This window comes from Parazoarcus communis, from assembly GCF_003111645.1.
GTDB lineage: Bacteria > Pseudomonadota > Gammaproteobacteria > Burkholderiales > Rhodocyclaceae > Parazoarcus > Parazoarcus communis_A.
Genome location: NZ_CP022187.1, coordinates 1,691,088 through 1,710,439, shown reverse-complemented (window position 1 = coordinate 1,710,439; position 19,352 = coordinate 1,691,088). Strand labels below are relative to the sequence as shown.

Annotated in this window: 13 protein-coding genes and 1 tRNA gene; 9 read left to right on the top strand and 5 right to left on the bottom strand. The window is 62.5% G+C overall.

The features are described from left to right. Nucleotides 1–20 precede the first annotated feature (20 nt). A complete protein-coding gene (gene aceE, locus CEW83_RS07760) occupies nucleotides 21–2,699 on the bottom strand; it encodes a pyruvate dehydrogenase (acetyl-transferring), homodimeric type (protein WP_108948831.1) in 2,679 nt (892 codons plus the stop codon). A 375-nt stretch (nucleotides 2,700–3,074) separates the two neighbouring features. Beyond that, nucleotides 3,075–4,244 (bottom strand): ABC transporter substrate-binding protein, encoded by a 1,170-nt coding sequence (locus CEW83_RS07755; RefSeq protein ID WP_234419020.1) that lies wholly within the window; start codon nucleotides 4,242–4,244, stop codon nucleotides 3,075–3,077. A gap of 243 nt (nucleotides 4,245–4,487) precedes the next feature. On the opposite strand from CEW83_RS07755, the gene CEW83_RS07750 reads away from it, so the two are divergent. The 8 genes from CEW83_RS07750 (at nucleotide 4,488) to CEW83_RS07715 (ending at nucleotide 13,499) form a co-directional block, all read left to right on the top strand. After that, on the top strand, nucleotides 4,488–7,199 hold the full coding sequence (locus CEW83_RS07750; RefSeq protein ID WP_108951266.1) for a PAS domain S-box protein: 2,712 nt from the start codon (nucleotides 4,488–4,490) through the stop codon (nucleotides 7,197–7,199). Next, on the top strand, nucleotides 7,174–7,812 hold the full coding sequence (locus tag CEW83_RS07745) for a response regulator transcription factor (protein WP_108948829.1): 639 nt from the start codon (nucleotides 7,174–7,176) through the stop codon (nucleotides 7,810–7,812). The genes CEW83_RS07750 and CEW83_RS07745 overlap by 26 nt, the downstream gene beginning before the upstream one ends. Before the next feature lie 75 nt (nucleotides 7,813–7,887). After that, nucleotides 7,888–9,633, top strand: a complete 1,746-nt coding sequence (locus CEW83_RS07740) for a potassium/proton antiporter (RefSeq protein WP_108948828.1) — start codon at nucleotides 7,888–7,890, stop codon at nucleotides 9,631–9,633. Nucleotides 9,634–9,749: 116 nt separating this feature from the next. After that, nucleotides 9,750–10,613 carry a bifunctional methylenetetrahydrofolate dehydrogenase/methenyltetrahydrofolate cyclohydrolase FolD gene (folD, locus tag CEW83_RS07735; RefSeq protein WP_108948827.1) on the top strand — a complete coding sequence of 288 codons (864 nt, stop codon included), beginning with the start codon at nucleotides 9,750–9,752 and terminating at the stop codon, nucleotides 10,611–10,613. Nucleotides 10,614–10,630: 17 nt separating this feature from the next. Then, entirely contained in the window at nucleotides 10,631–11,122 is a 492-nt protein-coding gene (gene purE / locus CEW83_RS07730) for a 5-(carboxyamino)imidazole ribonucleotide mutase (RefSeq protein WP_108948826.1), read from the top strand. Between the two features lie 12 nt (nucleotides 11,123–11,134). Then, on the top strand, nucleotides 11,135–12,301 hold the full coding sequence (locus tag CEW83_RS07725; protein WP_108948825.1) for a 5-(carboxyamino)imidazole ribonucleotide synthase: 1,167 nt from the start codon (nucleotides 11,135–11,137) through the stop codon (nucleotides 12,299–12,301). Further along, nucleotides 12,298–13,374 carry an L-threonylcarbamoyladenylate synthase gene (locus CEW83_RS07720; RefSeq protein ID WP_108948824.1) on the top strand — a complete coding sequence of 359 codons (1,077 nt, stop codon included), beginning with the start codon at nucleotides 12,298–12,300 and terminating at the stop codon, nucleotides 13,372–13,374. The genes CEW83_RS07725 and CEW83_RS07720 overlap by 4 nt, the downstream gene beginning before the upstream one ends. Before the next feature lie 49 nt (nucleotides 13,375–13,423). Beyond that, nucleotides 13,424–13,499, top strand: a tRNA-Ala gene (locus CEW83_RS07715). A gap of 217 nt (nucleotides 13,500–13,716) precedes the next feature. On the opposite strand, the gene CEW83_RS07710 is transcribed toward CEW83_RS07715, so the two are convergent. From CEW83_RS07710 to CEW83_RS07700, 3 genes are read right to left on the bottom strand one after another with little or no spacing between them, the layout of a single operon-like run. Further along, nucleotides 13,717–14,994: a TniQ family protein gene (locus CEW83_RS07710; RefSeq protein ID WP_108948823.1), complete on the bottom strand. Its 1,278-nt coding sequence runs from the start codon at nucleotides 14,992–14,994 to the stop codon at nucleotides 13,717–13,719. Then, nucleotides 14,994–16,010: an AAA family ATPase gene (locus CEW83_RS07705; protein WP_108948822.1), complete on the bottom strand. Its 1,017-nt coding sequence runs from the start codon at nucleotides 16,008–16,010 to the stop codon at nucleotides 14,994–14,996. Before CEW83_RS07705 ends, CEW83_RS07710 begins: the two co-directional genes overlap by 1 nt. Nucleotides 16,011–16,025: 15 nt before the next feature. Continuing rightward, nucleotides 16,026–18,716 (bottom strand): Mu transposase C-terminal domain-containing protein, encoded by a 2,691-nt coding sequence (locus CEW83_RS07700; RefSeq protein WP_108948821.1) that lies wholly within the window; start codon nucleotides 18,714–18,716, stop codon nucleotides 16,026–16,028. Nucleotides 18,717–18,897: 181 nt separating this feature from the next. On the opposite strand from CEW83_RS07700, the gene CEW83_RS07695 reads away from it, so the two are divergent. Beyond that, nucleotides 18,898–19,164 carry a DUF6471 domain-containing protein gene (locus CEW83_RS07695; RefSeq protein ID WP_234419070.1) on the top strand — a complete coding sequence of 89 codons (267 nt, stop codon included), beginning with the start codon at nucleotides 18,898–18,900 and terminating at the stop codon, nucleotides 19,162–19,164. Nucleotides 19,165–19,352 lie beyond the last annotated feature (188 nt).

Here is a 19,352-nt window from a genome sequence, read left to right as displayed (position 1 = left end):
CTTCTTGTCTCCTTCGGCGCTCAGACGGACATCGGGTTCGGCTTGGACGGGTCAAGGTTGTACTTGACCAGTGCGGCCGCAACCTTCTCGCGTTCGATGCTGCCTTCGTCTGCCAGTGCCTTCAATGCAGCCAGCGTGACCCAGCGACGATCCACTTCGAAGAAGTGACGCAGCTTCTCGCGGGTGTCGGAGCGGCCAAAGCCGTCGGTGCCCAGCGTGATGTAGCTGCTCTTCACGAAGGGACGGATCTGCTCGGCGAACAGTTTGATGTAGTCGGTTGCGGCAACGACCGGGCCCTTGGCGTCGGCAAGTTTCTGTTCGACGTGCGAGAGCTTCGGTGCCTCCAGCGGGTGGAGCAGGTTCCAGCGCGCAGCGGCCTGACCGTCGCGGGCCAGTTCGTTGAAACTCGGGCAGCCCCAGATGTCCGCATCCACGCCCCAGTCGTTCTTGAGCAGATCGGCTGCGGCAATGACTTCGTTGAAGATGGTGCCGGAGCCCAGCAGTTGCACACGCGGGCCATTGCCTTCGGCGCCCTTCCTGAACGCGTACATCCCCTTGATGATGTCGGCTTCGGAGCCCGCCGGCAGTTCCGGGTGCTCGTAGTTCTCGTTCATCACCGTGATGTAGTAGTACACATCTTCCTGCTCGGCGAACATGCGGCGCATGCCGTCCTGCACGATGACTGCCAGCTCGTACTGGAAGGTCGGGTCGTAGCTGACGCAGTTGGGGATGACATTGGCCAGAATCTGGCTGTGGCCATCTTCGTGCTGCAGGCCTTCGCCGTTCAGCGTGGTGCGACCGGCGGTGCCGCCGATCAGGAAGCCGCGCGAACGCTGGTCGGCAGCCGCCCAGCACATGTCCATGGTGCGCTGCAGGCCGAACATCGAGTAGCAGATGTAGAACGGAACCATCTGCACGCCATGCACCGAGTAAGCGGTTGCGGCGGCGATCCAGTCGGCCATCGAGCCGGCCTCGTTGATGCCTTCCTGCAGCACCTGGCCAGTGACCGATTCCTTGTAGAACATCAGCTGGTCATGGTCTTCCGGAACGTACTTCTGACCTTCCTGGTTCCAGATGCCGTACTGGCGGAACATGCCTTCCATACCGAAGGTGCGGCTCTCGTCGGGCACGATCGGCACGATGTTCTTGCCGATCTGCTTGTCCTTGAGCAGGGTGTTCATGATGCGCACCATGATCATGGTGGTCGACAGTTCGCGACCTTCACCGGATGGCTTGAGCAGCGCGGCAAAAGCGTCGAGGCCGGGAACCTGCAGGGCTTCGGCCTTGGTCCGGCGGCTGGGCAGGAAGCCGCCCAGTTCCATGCGGCGTTCGCGCATGTACTTGTACTCGGCCGAGTCCTCGTCGAACTTCAGATAGGGCAGGTCGGCGACCTTGTCGTCGGACACCGGCAGACCGAAGCGGTCGCGGAAACGCTTGATCGATTCGACGTCGAGCTTCTTGGTGTTGTGGGCAATGTTCATTGCCTCGCCGGACTGGCCCAGACCGAAGCCCTTGATGGTCTTCGCCAGGATCAGGGTCGGCTGGCCCTTGTGCTTTACGGCTGCGTCGTAGGCGGCAAAGATCTTGAACAGGTCGTGACCGCCGCGATTCAGTTGCCACACATCGTCGTCTGTCCAGTCGGCAACCAGTGCCTTCAGCTCAGGCGTGTTGAAGAAGTGCTCGCGCACATAGGCGCCGTCCTTGGCCTTGAAGGTCTGATATTCGCCGTCGCACAGCTCCATCATGCGCTTCTTGAGGATGCCGGTCTTGTCGCGCTCGAACAGGGTATCCCAGTGGGTGCCCCACACCAGCTTGATGACGTTCCAGCCCGCGCCGCGGAACTCGCCTTCGAGTTCCTGGATGATCTTGCCGTTGCCACGCACCGGGCCGTCCAGGCGCTGCAGGTTGCAGTTGATGACGAAGATCAGGTTGTCGAGCTTCTCGCGCGCGGCCATGCCGATGGCGCCGAGGGATTCGACTTCGTCAGTCTCACCATCGCCGAGGAAAGCCCACACCTTGCGCTCTTCGGCCTTCTTTGCGTCGATCAGGCCGCGGCTCGCCATGTACTTCGTGAAGCGAGCGGCGTAGATGGCGCACAGGGGGCCGAGGCCCATCGAGACCGTAGGGAACTGCCAGAAATCCGGCATCAGCCACGGGTGCGGATAGGACGAAATGCCGGTGCCGTCGACTTCCTGACGATAGCCGTCGAGCTGGCTGTCGGTCAGGCGGCCGAGCATGTAGGCACGGGCGTAGACGCCGGGGACCGAGTGGCCCTGGAAGAAAATCATGTCGCCGCCGGATTCGTGGTCCGTCGCTTTCCAGAAATGCGAAAAGCCCACGTCGTAGAGGGCAGCGGATGAAGCGAATGAGGAGATGTGGCCACCGACGTTGGTGTGCTTGTTGGCACGCACCACCATCGCCATGGCGTTCCAGCGGATGTAGGAGTGAAGCTTGATCTCCATGTCCGGATCGCCCGGATACTTGGGCTGCTGATCGGCAGGAATCGTATTGATGTACTGAGTGGTTGCGGAGTAGGGCAGGTTGATGCCTTCCTCGCGTGCGCTGTCGATGAGCTTTTCGATCAGGTAATGGGCGCGTTCGGGGCCTTCGTTCTCAATGACTGCGGCGATTGCCTCGAGCCATTCCTGCGTTTCCTGAGTGTCCGGGTCGGGCTGCAGAAGGACGTTGTTTGTTCCCATGGCTTGTCTCCTCATGACTGCTGTTTGGCAGATTCCGCCCATTACGAGCGGTTGCGTTCGTAAATCGTGCGCGCACGAACCGTGGCTCGTTTGCTCAACGTTTCGAACTATAAAACGTTATTTCGCATCGTGCAATATCTATCTTGAAAACCTCATATGCATCTTTCGCCGCTCAGATCAAAAGCTGGTTCCTCCATGCCAGGCGTCGGGCGCGCGAAACACTGCGTTTCGTGAACGCCGGCGCGCAAAATGAAACAGGGCTCGCGCACTGCAGCGCGAGCCCTGTCGACTGAGACTTACGGAAAAAAATCGGCCGGGGGTGAGGGAGGGAGGGAGAGATCCCCCGGCCGATCGGGAAAGCGTTTACCAACTGCATCATCTGCGAACCGCTCGCAAACGGTCTTCTTCATATGCAAAGACCACCTTGCCACCGCGCACTTCGCCCATGAAGATCTGACCGGTCGCGGCGATGGTTTCGTGGTTGTTCCTGGAGAACGGTCGTTCATAGTCCATGATCACGCCCTCCACCCGGGTCTGGAGGTTTTCCAGGGCGTCCCGGATACGGTCACCTTCGGTTGTGCCTGCCTGACGAATGGCGGCAGCGAGCAGCAGGGCGGAATCATAACCCTGTGCGGCCGCAGGTGGAACGGGAATTCGCTCGGTTCCGGTCAGCGCCTGCCACGCATCGAGAAAGCGCTTGCGCCGAGGTGAGTTCGGCTCCTGGATGAAGGTCTGCGGCATGCGTGCGCCTTCGGCGTTGGGGCCGGCGTTGTCGATGAAGTTGGACATGGCCAGCGTCCAGCTGCCGATCAGGGGCACTTTCCACTGCAGGCGCGCCATGCCGTTTGCAATCTGCGCCAGCTCGGGGCCGATGCCATAGGTCAGGATCGCATCCACGCCGGCCTGCCTGGCTCGCATCAGGGCCTGGGTCATGTCGGCCTGACGCAGTTGAAAGCGCTCGACCAGCTGCGGACGCATCCCGCGCCGGTCGAGTGCGGCCTCGAGGTCTTCGCGACCGAGGACACCGTAGTTCGTGGCGTCGTGAAAGATCGCCACGCGCCGGAAGCCGCGGCGATCGACGGCTTCTTCCACAATCATGGCGGCCTGAAGGGTGTCGTTGGCCGATACCCTGAAGATGTAGTTGTCGACGAACTCGGGTGGGTGAAACTGCTTCGTGACCAGGGAGCCGGTTGCCACCGAGGTGATAACCGGAACGCGCGCGAGCTGGTAGTAGCGCTGGCTCGCAAGGGCGACGCCAGTGTTGACGATGCCGAGGCCGGCGACCACGCCTTCCTTGTTGAGCAATTCCTGCACGACATTCGCGCCGCGCTCGTTGCGTGCCTCGTCGTCGCGCTCGACCAGTTCGACCGGGCGGCCAAGCAGACCACCCGCTGCGTTGATCTCCGCGGCTGCGATCCGGATGCCTTCGCGCATCGAGATCCCCATCGGGGCCGACCCGCCAGTGAACGGGCCGGAGACGCCGATCTTGATCGGGTTGTTCGAGACGGCAGGCTGCTGTGCCCCGGCAGTGAGCGTCATGAGCATGGCGGCGACTGCGACGAGCAGTTGTTTGAAAATCGTGCATAGGGGCATTCACGCATTGTGTGTCGATGCGCAATGACAAAAAATTGGCGGAAACCCCAAGCAGCAATTATTCAATGCTTCGTTGCTAGGGGTAATACCCGATGCCACATGCCCGGGCCGCGCAGCAACAATGGGTCAGCCGGCAGTTTCCGGGTGCCATGCTATTCCTCCATCCTCAGCCAAGCGGTACCCATCGCCCGCATCATGACCGAAACCGACGATCCCTCTCAGTTCGAACCAAGTCGTTGGTACTGGACCGCGCCCTATATCGCGATGGTTGTATTCGCCCTGTCGATGCTGGCGCTGGTTGGTCTGTTGCAGACGCGCGAACTCGAGACCCAGCGCAACGCAGTGGCGCGCGACGTGCAGTGGGCAGAGCAGACGATGCGCCTGCACATGCAGGGGACGGAAGAGTTTCTGGGGCAACTTGCGCGCGACCTGTCGGCGGAGGCGCTCGACTCCGACGCGTTCCAGCTCAGGGCCAACCAGCACATTGCCAATAATGGCGAGCTGGTCAATATCGTCTGGGTGGGCGATGACAGCGTCGTGCGCTGGTCCGCCCCTTTCGATACGACCGACTGGCTGTCGGGCGAGTCGCTGTCGGTGCTTCAGTCCGGCGTGTTTCATCGTGCCCGCGACGAAGGCCGCATCACCTACGGCGAGGCCTACATGACGCCGCGCGGGGTGACGGTGCTTGAGGTGTACGTGCCGATCCGGAGGGGGCGCGAGTTTCGTGGCGTCATCGTCGGTGTGTACTCGATCGAGCGCATCGTCCGCCACCTGGTGCCCGGCTGGTTTGCCGAGAAGTACCGCCTCGCGCTGCAGAACGTGCGCGGCGAAACCCTCGCGGTCAATTCCATGCTCAAGGATCTCGATGAAAGCGTCGCCTTCGAGATTCCGCTCGATCCGCCCGGAAACGGCCTGGTCCTGCGCGCAACGGCCTTCCGCACCACTGGCGAACTGCCCCAGTCGCTGCCGACGATCCTGATCGTCGGGCTGTCGATCACCGTGTTCTGGAGCCTGTGGATGCTGCGTACTCATGTGCAGCGTCGGGTTCAGGTCGAGAAGGAGCGCGACCGCCTGTTCAATCTGTCGCTCGACATGCTGTGCGTGGTCGGCCTTGACGGTACGTTCAAGCGCTGCAACCCGGCCTTCGAGCGCATTCTTGGTTATCCGCCGGCCGAGTTGCCCGGTACGCCGATGCTCGACATCGTCCACCGCGAGGAGGTTGCGGCAACTCTTGAGCAGTTGCGTCTGCTTGCGTCCGGACAGACCGTGAAATACGAGAATCGCTGTCTGTGCGCCGATGGCAGTTACAAGTGGCTGGTGTGGAGCATCAACCCGGTCCGGACCGAGAAGCTGGTGTACGCGGTGGCGCACGACATTACCGGGCGCAAGGCCGCCGAAGAGGCGCTGCGCGCCGAGTCGGCCTTCCGCAAGGCGATGGAGGATTCGGTCATCACCGGCCTGCGCGCCATCGATCTCACTGGACGCATCATGTATGTGAACTCCGCCTTCTGTCGCATGGTGGGGTTCGAAGAGGGTGAGCTGATCGGGGCCAAGGCGCCGTTCCCGTACTGGCCGTCGGAGGAAATCGAAACCTGCTCACGTAACCTTGAGCTGACCCTTGCCGGGCGTGCGCCGGCAAGCGGCTTCGAGATGCGGATCAGGCGCAAGAATGGCGAGCGCCTCGATGCCCGCTTCTATCTGTCGCCGCTGATCGATCTGGCCGGACATCAGACGGGCTGGATGGCCTCGGTGACCGACATCACCGAGCCCAAGCGGGTGCGTGCCGCGCTGGAGGCGGCGCATGAACGTTTCGAGGCCGTGCTCGACGGTCTGGATGCGGCGGTGTTCGTGTCCGACGCACGCACCGACGAAATCCTTTTTGCCAATCGTGCCTTCAAGGCCATTCACGGCTTCGATGCGGTCGGGCGCACCGTGCGCGGCGTAGCGGTGCCGCAGCCGGAGCGCGGCGATTACCGTGTCGACCCGCGCAGCCTGACCGTCGGTGACCTGCCGCGCGAACTCTTCGACGGCGAGTTGCAGCACCCCCTGTCGGGGCGCTGGTATCACGTGCGAGAGCACGCTACGCGCTGGGTGGACGGCCGTGTGGTGCGCATGGGGATCGCCACCGACATCACCGACCGCAAACAGACGGCCGAGATCTCGCGGCAGCAGGAAGAGCGTCTCGAACGCACTGCGCGCCTCATCACCATGGGCGAAATGGCTTCAACCCTGGCGCACGAGCTCAATCAGCCGCTGGCCGCGATTGCCAACTACTGCGCTGGCTGCGTCACCCGCATGCAATCAGGCAGCAGCAAGCCCGAGGACCTGCTGGCGGCAATGCAGAAGGCGAGCTTCCAGGCCGAGCGCGCGGGCAAGATCATCCGCCGCATCCGCGAGTTCGTGCGCAAGAGCGAGCCGCGCCGCAGTGCGGTGCACATCTCGGATGTGCTCGACGATGCGATCGGTTTTGCCGAAATCGACTCGCGTCGCCTTGGCATCCGGCTCGAGGTCGAGGTCGCCCCGGATCTGCCGGCGGTGTTCGCCGACCGCATCATGATCGAGCAGGTGGTGCTGAACCTGGTGCGCAACGGGCTCGAGGCCATGAAGGACGTGCTGCCCGAAGAGCGCACCCTGGTCGTCCGGGCGCGCGATTTCGGCCCGCATTCGGTCGAGGTCGCGGTCATCGATCGTGGCCACGGCATCAGCGACGAGGACCGGGCGAAGCTGTTTACACCGTTCTATACAACCAAGGCCGAAGGCATGGGCATGGGGCTCAATATCTGTCGCTCCATCATCGAGTTTCATGATGGTCGCCTGATTGTCGACGTGAACCCGGAAGGAGGTACCATATTCTCCTTTACCCTGCCCACGGAGGCCGCAAGTGAGCGAGTCGCACGCCGCGCCTGATCAACAGATTTACATCGTCGACGACGACGACGCCTTGCGCGACTCCCTTGTCTGGATGCTCGAGTCCAGCGGTTACGCGGTATCTGCGTTCGAGTCGGCGGAAGAGTTTCTCTCCGCCTATGGCGAGCAGATGTCGGGCTGTCTCGTGCTTGACGTGCGCATGCCGGGCATGAGTGGGCTGGAACTGTTCGAAGAGCTCGGCCGCCGTCGCTGCACGCTGCCGGTCATCTTCATCACAGGTCATGGCGATGTGCCAATGGCGGTATCGGTGCTCAAGAAGGGCGCGGTCGATTTCATCGAGAAACCCTTCGGCGACCAGGACATGCTGCGACTCATCGAGCAGTGTCTGGAGCAGGAGCGGTCGAGCCGCTCGCAGCGCAGGCAGGAAGCGGATACCGCGCGGCGCCTCGAGCACCTCACCCAGCGTGAGCGCGAGGTCCTCGATCTCATCATCGTCGGCAAACTCAACAAGCAGATCGCCGATGTCCTCGGCATCAGCATCAAGACGGTGGAAGTGCACCGCGCCCGTGTCATGGAAAAAATGGGCGCGCATTCGCTGGCCGAACTGGTGCAGAACGTCGTGACCGTGGAGCCGGGCGGCACCGCGCGCTGAACCGTTTGGCGCGGGAACGGACGAAGCGGTGTCAGGTGCATATACTGTGCACCGCCTGCCACCCGCATTTCGTCCATGACCGCCCTCAACGCACTCTTTCTTCTCGCAGGCGTCCTGCTATTCATTAGTGTGCTGGCCAGCACCGTGTCTGCACGTCTTGGCCTGCCCCTCCTGTTGCTGTTTCTTGTTGTCGGCATGCTTGCCGGGGAGGACGGGCCGGGCGGCATTCGCTTCGACGACTTCAGCATGGCCACGCTGGTCGGACACCTTGCCCTCGCCGTGATCCTGCTCGACGGTGGACTGCGCACCCGCATCTCCAGTTTTCGGGTCGCGCTGTGGCCGGCGGCGGTGCTTGCGACCTGGGGGGTTGTAGGCACAGCATTGCTGCTGGGCCTGTTTGCCACCTGGCTGCTCGATGTCGACTGGCGGCTCGGCATGCTGCTGGCCGCGATTGTGGGCTCCACCGACGCCGCAGCCGTGTTTGCCCTGTTGCGCAACAGTGGCGTGCGCCTCAACGAGCGGGTCAAGGCCACGCTCGAGATCGAGTCCGGCGCCAACGATCCGATGGCCATCCTGCTGGTGACCGCGCTGGTGGAAATGTTGCTGATGCCCGAGCAGGCCAGCGCCGGACGGTTTGCCCTCATGCTGGTGTCGCAGCTTGTCATCGGGGGCATGTTCGGCCTCGTCGGCGGACTCGTGCTGGCGCGCCTGCTGGTCAAGCTGAAGCTGGCCGAAGGGCTGTATGCACTGCTGATCGTATCCGGCGGGCTGATGATCTTTGCCGCCTGCAATCTCATCGACGGCAGCGGCTTCCTCGCGGTCTACATTGCCGGCCTCGTCGTGGGCAACCGCCGCTGTCACGCCACCGAACACGTGCTGCGCGTCATGGACGGGCTGGCGTGGCTGGCTCAGGCCGGCATGTTCCTCGTGCTGGGGCTGCTGGTGACGCCGTCGCAGCTGCTCACGCACGGGCCGCAGGCGCTGCTGATGGCGGTGTTTCTGATGCTCGTTGCCCGCCCGCTGGCCGTGCTGACGGGGCTCTTGCCCTTTCGTTACCGGCCGCGCGAGCTCGCGTACATCTCCTGGGTCGGGCTGCGGGGTGCGGTGCCGATCGTGCTGGCCATCGTCCCGGTGATGATGGGCATCCCCGACTCGCGCCTGCTGTTCGATGTGGCTTTCGCGGTGGTGCTGGTGTCCTTGCTGGTGCAGGGTGCGACCGTGCCGATCGCGGCGCGCTGGCTGAAGGTTGAGGTGCCGGCGCGCGACGAGCCTTTCGATCGGCGTGAGGTCTGGGTCGGCGACAAGGCCTCGCTCGATCTGCTGGAATACCGCGTTGCGGCGGGCTCCCGAGCGGAGGGCGTGCATCCGGACGACATCGCGGCAGCGCACGGCGAGCTGTCGGTACGCTGCGTGTCGCTGGTGCGCCGTGGCCGTTTGCAGGCCTTGCAGCGCGATACGCGCTTGCAGGCGGGCGATGCCGTCTGGTTCGCGGCGGCCGATGCCTACGCCGAGCCCCTTGCCAGCACGTTCAATGCGGGCGCATCCAACGAACTGTCGGCCAACGCACGCTTTTTCGGAGAGTTCGTGGTCGATCCCGACTGCCCGGCGGTCGACCTTGCCCAGGCCTATGGTTTCGAGATCGAGGCGGGAGAAGCCTCGCTTGCGCTTCGCGACCTGATGCTGCACCGGCTCGGACGACGTGTCGTCGTCGGCGACCGTGTTCGTATCGGCAGTTTTCTGCTTACCGTGCGCGACATGGACGAAGCCGGACGTGTCACCCGGATCGGTCTCAAGTGCCCGGATCTGTCTGAGCCCGACTGAGCACCGGCGGGGTGCTTCAGTGCGTCTGCGGGATCGGAATCGGAGCAGATTTCGCCTCGCGTCTCGCAGCACGCGTCGATGCTGCTAAAATTACGAGCTTTTTCGAGGCTCCAGCGATGACCGCTCGCATTATTGATGGCAACGCCCTTTCGGCCCGGGTACGCGGCGAAATTGCCGAACGCGCTGCTGCACTGACCGCGCGCGGTGTGCAGCCCTGTCTGGCGGTCATCCTGGTGGGTGAGAACCCCGCTTCCGCAGTGTATGTGCGCAACAAGGTGTCGGCCTGCGAGAAAGCCGGCATCCGCTCGCTGCGGCTCGATTACGCTGCCGATGTCGCGCCGGCCGAGGTCATGGCCAAGCTGGCCGAGCTCAACGCCGACCCCGCTGTGCATGGCATTCTGGTGCAGCTGCCGTTGCCGCCGCAGTTCGACGAAGCCGCCGTGCTCGAAGCGATCAGCGTGACCAAGGACGTCGATGGCTTTCACGCCGAGAACGTTGGCCGCCTGTCGCAGAACCAGGAAGCCTTCCTGCCCTGTACGCCGCACGGCGTGATGAAGATGTTCGAAGCCGAGGGCGTGACGCTTGCTGGCGCCGAGGCCGTGGTCATCGGTCGTTCCAATATCGTCGGCAAGCCGATGGCGATGCTGCTGACCAACGCCGGTGCAACGGTCACCGTGTGTCACTCGAAAACGCGCGATCTGCTCTTCCATACCCGCCGCGCCGACATCCTGGTGGCGGCCATCGGCAAGCCGCGTTTCGTTACCGGCGACATGATCAAGCCCGGTGCAACGGTGATCGACGTCGGCATCAACCGTCTGCCGGACGGCAAGCTGTGCGGTGACGTCGACTTCGAATCGTCGAAGGATGTTGCCGGTCTCATCACCCCGGTGCCCGGCGGAGTGGGTCCGATGACCATTACCATGCTGCTCGAAAACACCGTGATTTCCGCCGACCGCGCCGCTCGCGCCGCGGGCAAGTAAGTTTCAAGGACAAGATAATGAGTGATATGCAGCCGGTCGTCGGCATCATCATGGGCTCCAACTCCGATTGGCCCACCATGCAGGCTGCTGCACGGATGCTGGAAGAGTTCGGTGTGCCCTTCGAGGCACGCGTCGTCTCCGCCCATCGCACGCCCGATCTCATGTTCGAGTACGCCGAAAGCGCGCGCGGTCGTTGCCTGAAGGCGATCATCGCCGGGGCCGGCGGTGCAGCCCATCTGCCGGGCATGGTTGCCGCCAAGACCACGCTGCCGGTGCTTGGTGTGCCGGTGCAGTCGAAGGCACTGTCGGGCAAGGACTCGCTGCTCTCCATCGTGCAGATGCCCAAGGGCATTCCGGTCGCGACCTTCGCCATTGGTGAAGCAGGCGCAGCCAACGCCGGCCTGTTCGCCATTGCGCTGCTGGCCAACAACGACGCCGCCCTGGCCGAAAAACTCGACGCCTTCCGCGCCCGTCAGACGCAGTCGGTGCTGGACATGAAGCTGGACTGAAAGGCGCACATCATGATTCTTCCGCCCGCCACCCTAGGCATGCTCGGCGGCGGCCAGCTTGGTCGCTTTTTCGTTTCGGCTGCCCATGAAATGGGCTACAAGGTCTGGGTGCTCGACCCGGATCCGCACAGCCCTGCGGGTTTGCTCGCCGATCATCACCTGGTGGCAGCCTACGACGACTATGTGGCACTCGATGCGATGGCCGCAGAATGCGCGGCCGTGACCACCGAGTTCGAGAACGTCCCTGCGGATACGCTGGATTACCTCGCAAAGTTCATCCCCGTACATCCGTCTGCGAGTGCAGTGGCGGTGTGTCAGAACCGTATCGCCGAGAAGTCGTTTCTGGCGGAGAATGAAGTGCCGCACGGCCCCTTCGCCATCATCCGCTGCGAGGACGATCTTCGCGGCGCCGCAGACGAGCTGTTTCCGGCGGTGCTCAAGATTGCCCGCTTCGGTTACGACGGCAAGGGCCAGGCGCGCGTTGCCAGCCGGGACGAGGCACTTGCCGCATTTCAGCACTTCAAGGGCGAGCCCTGTGTGCTGGAGAAGATGCTCAAGCTCGATTACGAAGTGTCGGTGGTGCTCGCTCGCGACGAGGCCGGCACAGTGTGCTGTTTTGCAGCGGGCGAGAACCGCCATCGCAACGGCATCCTCGACATCACCGTTGCCCCGGCTCAGGCTTCGCCCTTTGTCACCGAGGCCGTACAGTTGCGCGCGCAGGACATCGCCGAGCGTCTGGCGGGCAAACTGGGCTATATCGGCACCCTCGGGGTCGAGTTCTTCGTCTGCGGCGGCGAACTGTTTGTAAACGAGATGGCGCCGCGCCCGCACAACAGCGGTCACCACACCATCGACGCCTGTGACGCCAGCCAGTACGAACAGCAGGTGAGGGCGCTGTGCGGTCTGCCGCTCGCCCTTCCGCGCCAGCATTCGATTGCGGTGATGGTCAATCTGCTTGGCGAACTCTGGTACGAGGACTTCAAAGGTCACGGCAGCTATCGCGAGCCCGACTGGTCTGTGCTGCATGCCGTGCCCGGCCTGCGCCTGCATCTGTACGGCAAGCACCACGCGCGTCCCGGTCGCAAGATGGGGCACTTCACCGTGACCGGCGACAATGGCGATCAGGTGCTCGCGCTCGCGCTGCAGGCCCGTGCAGCAATCGGCATCAGCGACGAATGAGCGCATCGAAAGCCGCGCCTGCCCCGGCGCGTGGCCTCATCGAGCCGCCCACGCTCACTGCCATTCAGCGCGCGGCCGATTTGCTGCGTGCAGGCGACATCGTCGGCATGCCGACCGAAACCGTCTACGGGCTGGGGGCGGATGCGCTCAACCCTGAAGCGGTCGCAAGAATTTTTGCGGCAAAGGGGCGTCCGGCCGATCATCCGCTGATCGTTCATCTGCCCGATGCCAGCCACATGACGCGTTGGGCCTCGAGCATTCCGAAAGAAGCGATTGCGCTGGCCCGCGCGTTCTGGCCCGGCCCGCTCACCCTCATCCTGAAACGCGAAGCCGGCGTGCCGGACGAAGTGACGGGTGGTCAGGATACGGTTGGCCTGCGTGTGCCCTCGCATTCGATCGCGCTCGCGCTGCTGCAGGTGTTCGACTCCGGCATTGCTGCGCCAAGCGCCAACCGTTTCGGCCGCATCAGTCCGACCACGGCCGCCCATGTTCAGGAAGAGCTCGGCGACAAGGTGGCGATGGTGCTCGACGGCGGCGCCTGTGCAGTGGGCATTGAGTCCACCATTCTCGACTTCTCGCGCGACACACCCGAGATCCTGCGCCCCGGCGCGATCACCGCAGACGACATTGCACGCATCATTGGCCGTCGGCCGCGCGTGCGTGGTGAGGCCGATGCAGGCAGTGCCGCTGCGCCGAAGGCCGGGCCCGATGAGAATACGCCCCGCGTGTCAGGTGCCCTCGCTGCACACTACGCACCGGCAACTCCGCTCAAAATGCTGGCCGCTGCGCAACTCGTTGAAGAGGCCGCAACCCTGGCAGGGGAGGGCAGTCGCGTAGCCGTGCTGGCCCACTCCGTCGCTGATCCGCATGATGCACGTTTCATCTGGCATGCAGCGTCGGCTGATGTGGCCGCCTACGGGCACGATCTCTATGCCAGTCTGCGCGAACTCGACGCCAGCGGTGCAGACTTCATCCTGCTCGAAGGGCTGCCGGCGGACGACGCCTGGCGAGCCATCGCCGACCGCCTCGGCCGCGCTGTCGTCGGCTCGGGTGCTGACCAGGATGAAACCTGACGCCGAGGCTTCCATTCAAGCGGGTGAGTTCATATAATATTCGCTCGATGGGCCGATAGCTCAGCTGGGAGAGCGCCGCGTTCGCAATGCGGAGGTCGTGAGTTCGATCCTCATTCGGTCCACCACGAACAAGTCCGGAATGTTCCGGAGATGTTGTGCCGTTAAGCATAAAGTGGCCACCAGGCCAATTTATGCTTTATTTCACGATTGGCCATATTTTGGTTTATCGGGTGCGGCATAGTAATCTGACGGGTTTGCTTCCGCGGTCTGTGACCGCGGCCGCAGCAAGAGAAAAAAAACGGGACCTCGCGGTCCCGTTTTGCTTTCTAGGTGAAGTTTGGGTCAGCTGCGACGGCTGTCCATTACGGTGGCGATGTGGCTGAAGATGCCGGGCACTGACTGCGCCTCTGTATCGAGTCGATACCAAATGTCCCGCGCGCTCATTCCCTCGTAGCCTGCAGCCAGGCGCTCGTCGAGCACCTCTCCAATCTGTGATTGCAGGCGAGTCTGCCGTTGTTCGCCGCGGGCGGCGCGACGCCGGAGGTAGCGGTCGGCAATGGCACGAGCTTCTGCATTTGCCTGCAGGTAGAGGTTCTTGCGGTCGACGCCCAAGCGCTCGCTCGCCTGATTTACTGAAATCGCCTCGGGCTCCTCGAGCATGGCGCGAAGTTGAGCCCGGATGTGCTCCCAGTCGAGTTCTCTAGACTTAATACCGGCCCTGGGCGATTCGGGCATCTCGATGGGCAACTGCATCGGCACAAGGGGAGGCTCCCAACCTTCAACGTCGCCCGCGAACAGCCTGTCCAGGCCGATACCGCCGTGTCCGGCGATAGTGAGCCAAGCCTTCAGAGAGGGGATTCCGCCCTTGTTGAGCCAGTGCGAGATGCCGCTCTTCGAGAAACCATATCGGCTCGCGAAGTTGCTCGGTCGCCCGTCAGCCATTCGCTCGATGACTGTTTCCAACAGGGGAACTAGGCCATGGGATGCAACCTTCGGGGGTTCCTGAAGCATCAGCCCAACTTGACGGGCCACCCACAGGTCCTCCGGTGATGCCGGCTCAGTTTTCGCATCGCCCAGGAATCCGCCGCAAGACGTACAGTAGCCCGGCACCACAATCGTCGAACGATTCCGAACGTTGCTGCGCTCGCAATGCGGGCACGTGGAAGTGAGTTCGACCTTGTGGCGCTGGCATACGTCGACCGGTGCGATGTCCCACGACAGACGAAGATGAGGGGTGGTCCCGTTGGTCTTGTCTTCGGCCAGGCAGCACGGACACCAACGGTCCGATTTCGGTGCCAGGCCCGGGGTGCCCAGGATGCCGCGCCAAGGCGACAGGGTGTGCCGGTCCAGCGCCCCGACGCCAGTCAGTTCGGACAGCCAGGCCGCCCACTGCTCACTTTCCGGCGACATACTTGACAGGTTGCGCTGGTGCCAGCCGTATTTCTCGCACATCGCATTGTCGAATCGCTCGAGTACCCAATCGGCGAGCTTCTGGGCCGTCATGCTGTGGGAGAAGGCTAGGCGGCAGAAATAGCTGGTGAGGCTTTCAACGTCCGGTGTGCCTTGTCCCAGCGGGGCCAGGGCGTGGAGCGTCGAGCGCGGATTGTGCACTTTGCTCATTACGCGACCCTCCGGCCGGCAGTGGTGTGTGGCGCAATCAGGTTGCGCTTGAGCCCCGGTGCGATGCGCTCTTCGCCCTCGACGATTTCCCGCAGGATTTGGGTCACCTGGGCTTCGGTGAGAAGGGCACTGCACAGGGTATCCTCGGACCACCCCCGGCGGCCGACCAGCAGGTCCAAGCGAACCAGCACGTCACGCAGTATGCCGATGCAGCCGAGGGTGTTTTGGTGGAACACCTCGGCGTACTTCAGCAGGTCGACCTGCTTGAGCGCGGGCAGCGACAGCCCGAAGTGCTTGAGGCAAGCACGAAATGCGCGGAGGTCGTCTGTGACGTCCTCGCGGTAGCGGCTGAAGTGGATGATGTGCGAGCGACGCGCGAGCTGACCGCTCAGCGAGATGAGCTCGAAGAGGTCATAGGAGCCCATCAGAATCCACTGAACTCCGCACTCGTTCGACAGCGATTTGAGCGTATCGAATTGCAGTTCCAGCAGGCTGGGATGGCACTGGCGGGCAATGTGGGCGGCTTCATCGACCACGATGAAGCGCGTCCCGCGGCTTTTCAGAGACCGTTCGACCGACGTGCGAAGACCGGCAAGGCTGTTGGGATTCGTGCCGCGGGGGCGCACCACTCGCCCCGTGCCGGGGTCGATGCCGTAGGCCGTGCGCGGCACATCGAGCTCGTATTCAAGTTCATCGAGGATGCGCTTGAAAAACAGCCGCCACGAAAATTCGCGCTCACCGGACGCCGGCGCCTCGACCCGTATCGCGGGGATGTAGCCAGGATTCGCGGCAAGGTCCTCCGACTGGTTCTTCAGTTCGGTCTCGACGAGGAAATTTCCGAGCGTCGTCTTGCCCGCACCCGTAGGGCCGCAGAGCAGGAGGAGGTCCGCACCGTCGCCCGCTTCAAGTAGTAGACCGCATTCATCGATGGCCGAGGCGATGCGGGGGTGACGGATACGGTGACCGGTCAGGTGATGATGGTCGGTCGATGCGTTATTCAAGTGAGTAGTCATCATGGTTTCTCTCAATGATTAAAAGGTGTCGAATTCGGGAAGGTCCAGGGGATGCGCGGCTTCGAGCGACAGCCCCGTGGACGAGGCCGACGTAATGGCGGGGATGTCGCTGGCTACAGGGGCGGCCGAGAGCTGGACCGCGCTGGGGAGTTGGGATGCGGGTATGGGCTTGGCAATCGCGCCGATGCCAACCGACCCGTACAGTTCGCGGTTTTCGCGTTGACGCTCCAGGGCGAGCTCCGCTGCGCCCTTGGGCGTGAACACTCGCAGGAACTCGGCAAGCTGCTGAGTTGAGACCTCGTCGTCGTCGCGCAGGCGGTAATGGCTACGCATCTCGGTCGAGAAGAGCTCGCGCTCCTTCTCCGTGAGCTGACCCAACGCGGTGAGCGATTTACACTGCGCTGCCACCCAGCGCTTGTCGATTTGCACATAGACGGTCGCGCTATCCCACGGGTCGTAGCGCACGGGGAGGCTGCGGCCGTGCAGCTTCGGGTCGCGAAACTCCGGGCACCAGTAGTGGTAGTTCGAGTGGACTTTGATGCCACGCTGGCGGTCGACTTTGCGTTGCCCCAGTCGGCCCACCGTCGGACACGTCAGGATGAGAAAATCCTTGGTCAACGTGACGATGCGATGTGTGCGATTACCTGACGATGTGATGCTGCGATTGAAGGCTTGGCAAGGGCTCACGCCCAGCGCAGCGTGTTCAGCGTTGTCGTAATAAATGAACGCCCAGTATTCGATGCCGAGGTATAGAGACTCCAGCGTCCATTCGGCAAGGCGCGAGGGCAGAAACTTGCCGGTGGTTTGTCGCACATCCTTTAACGCTTTCGTGTTGCCCGCTAAGTTGTGGATGTACTCTGTGTGAATGCGTCCAAAGATGCGTTCCATGACCGAACCGTGGCGCGGACGGCCGGCTGGCCGGTAGCGGACGTGAATGCGCATCAGTGCGGCAAAATTCTTGAAATCCTCGCTGCGGAAGTCCGCTCCATTGTCGACGACGATGAACTGAGGCAACCGACGATGGCGACGGACGATGTCACGCAGGAGCATCATGTTCGAGCGGTACGACGGCGGGTCGTACGAGAGATAGATGCCCACAATTCGCCGTGTGAAGGCGTCGATGGCGAGCGACAGCCATGGCCGACCGAGCGACTTGCCGGTCTTCAGTGAGACCAGCTCGATATCGAGCTCGGTGTGGTCCATATGTACATACTGAAGCGCGCGGGACCCATGCACCGGGGTATCGGCATAGAGCACGTTCACGAACTCTGCATTTTGGTACGCGACCCGATTACCGTGCCGGGCCCGGTCCTGTTGCTGGCGGGGGCGTGCCTTGATACGGGCGATGAGCGTGGGGTAGGATGGGGCGCGTATGCCGCGGGTTGCGCACAGCGTCTTGAGCTGCGCGTGACAATGCTTTGGGTTCGGCGCGTGACTTTTTTCGAATTCCGTGCGGATGACTTCCTCCATCGCAGCTTCTTGCTCGGAACTCAGACGGGGGCTACGGTTGCCGCGGTCGCGCAGACGGGGAACCAGTGCGACGAGTTCGTCCGTGCCGCTTACCTTCGCAATGGCAAGCGCCTTCAGTAGCCGCCTCTGGGTCCGATTGGGGTTTGTGATGTTCTCGAGGTTGGAGCTGCGGTTGAGCGCCATCCGCAGCTCGTTCTCGGTGAAGTCGGATAGGCGAACTGACCCTTCGGTCCCGAGGCTTTGTCCGACCATAAGAACGTTTTCGGCAACGGCAAGCTTCTCCAAAGTCTCGAGCGAGACCTCAACGGATTTATGGTCGTCGGATTGGAGGACGGCCTTGTTTCCCCCGACCATAAGGACGGTATATGGCTGCTGGTCGTACATCAGGCGAGCACCGACGGTAATATCCACCGTGCCTAGGGGGGCGAACGGCGCTGGAAGCCGGCGTGCGTGTTCAAAATCGCGGACTGCGGTATCGCGAAACACGCGGCATCGGGTCGGTTCGCTCAGTGCCGCATGGTCGATATCAGCGACAATCAGCCCATCTGCAACGAGTTTGAAAATGTCATCGGGGCGACACTCCAGTCGCTCGTACAGTTCGGCCAGGTACAACGTGGCGTCCTGCGCGAGCGCTTCCTTAACGCGAAGCTCGACCTCTACCTGGCAGGTCGGTGCCGCAGGGTCAAGGTAGTCCTCAAGGAAGAGCGTGTTCTCGACGCGTCGCTGGGGGATGTCGTGGTCGCTCAGGATACGATAACCGATACCTCTCTCGGCGAGCCACTGCTCGATACCATCGGACCGCCAGCGGTTGTCCGCGTCGAGCTGATAGCGCCACGGCTTGCGCTGTGCGAGGCGCTCGAGCTTCGACCACGGTTTACATTCTTCGAGCCAGACTTCACGCTCGGTGATGACCAAGAAGTCAGGGGTGTGGTCGACAGCATGGATTTCGCCGTCCGCATCGATGACCTCAAACGTCAGCCGGCAGGGTTGCGGAAAATACTCCAAGACCTTTGGGTTGTGCTCGTGGCCGACCGCGGCAGGGAACTCAAGATGGCGGCTTTCCGTTTCGACGGTCCGCTGCATCTTCAGGCTCTGGTAGGGCGTGATGACGTTTCCGCCCCCCTTGGAGGAGACTTTTCTTACCGGAGCGTACTTTGCGGCGTCGAGTATCAGTCGCCTTCCGGCAGCTGGAAGTCCAAGCCGGTCGAGTAATCGCTCGCGTTCGGGGGTGTCAAGCATTTCTTGCCTCCATGTTGGTTGAGTGGAGGTATAGAAAGGCGCATGGATGATGTGCCAAAATTGACTCTAAATAGCTTTTTCGGCTACTTGAATTGAGGTGCGGTCGATGATGAGAGCAGGCAGGGGACGCCCTATATCGGTTGATGTGGCGAACGGTTTGCCGGGAGTCCAAGTGCCAGTGATGGAGGAGTGGGGGTTTGTGGCAGAGCGGCTGATAAAGCGTGGGATGCTTCAGCGCGGGTGGGGCTATCGTGAGTTGGCGGAAGCCTTGAATGCCAAGAGGATTCCAGGTAGTGCTACGGTCATTAATCGACGCATCAATCGTGGCAACTTCAGTGCCGCGTTCCTGTTGGTTTGCCTGAGCATTCTTGGAAACGAGTCGGACCTTGTCGATGCCGTCACTGCAAAAGATGGTGTCGGCAGCAGTGCGAAGGGTGCAACGAAATGAGCGCCAGCAGGAGTTAGCGCATAGTCTGACCGGGCCCTCGCGGTAACCGTGTTTAACGACCTTGTTATTCTTCTTTTCCGGTTTTCTGATGGCGCACATTCCCCGAGCTCCATTTTGTGGTCTGTTCACAAAATGGCGCCTCGGAGCTCATAGGCCCGATTGCCTGCGTTTCAGGTTTCGCTACCGCA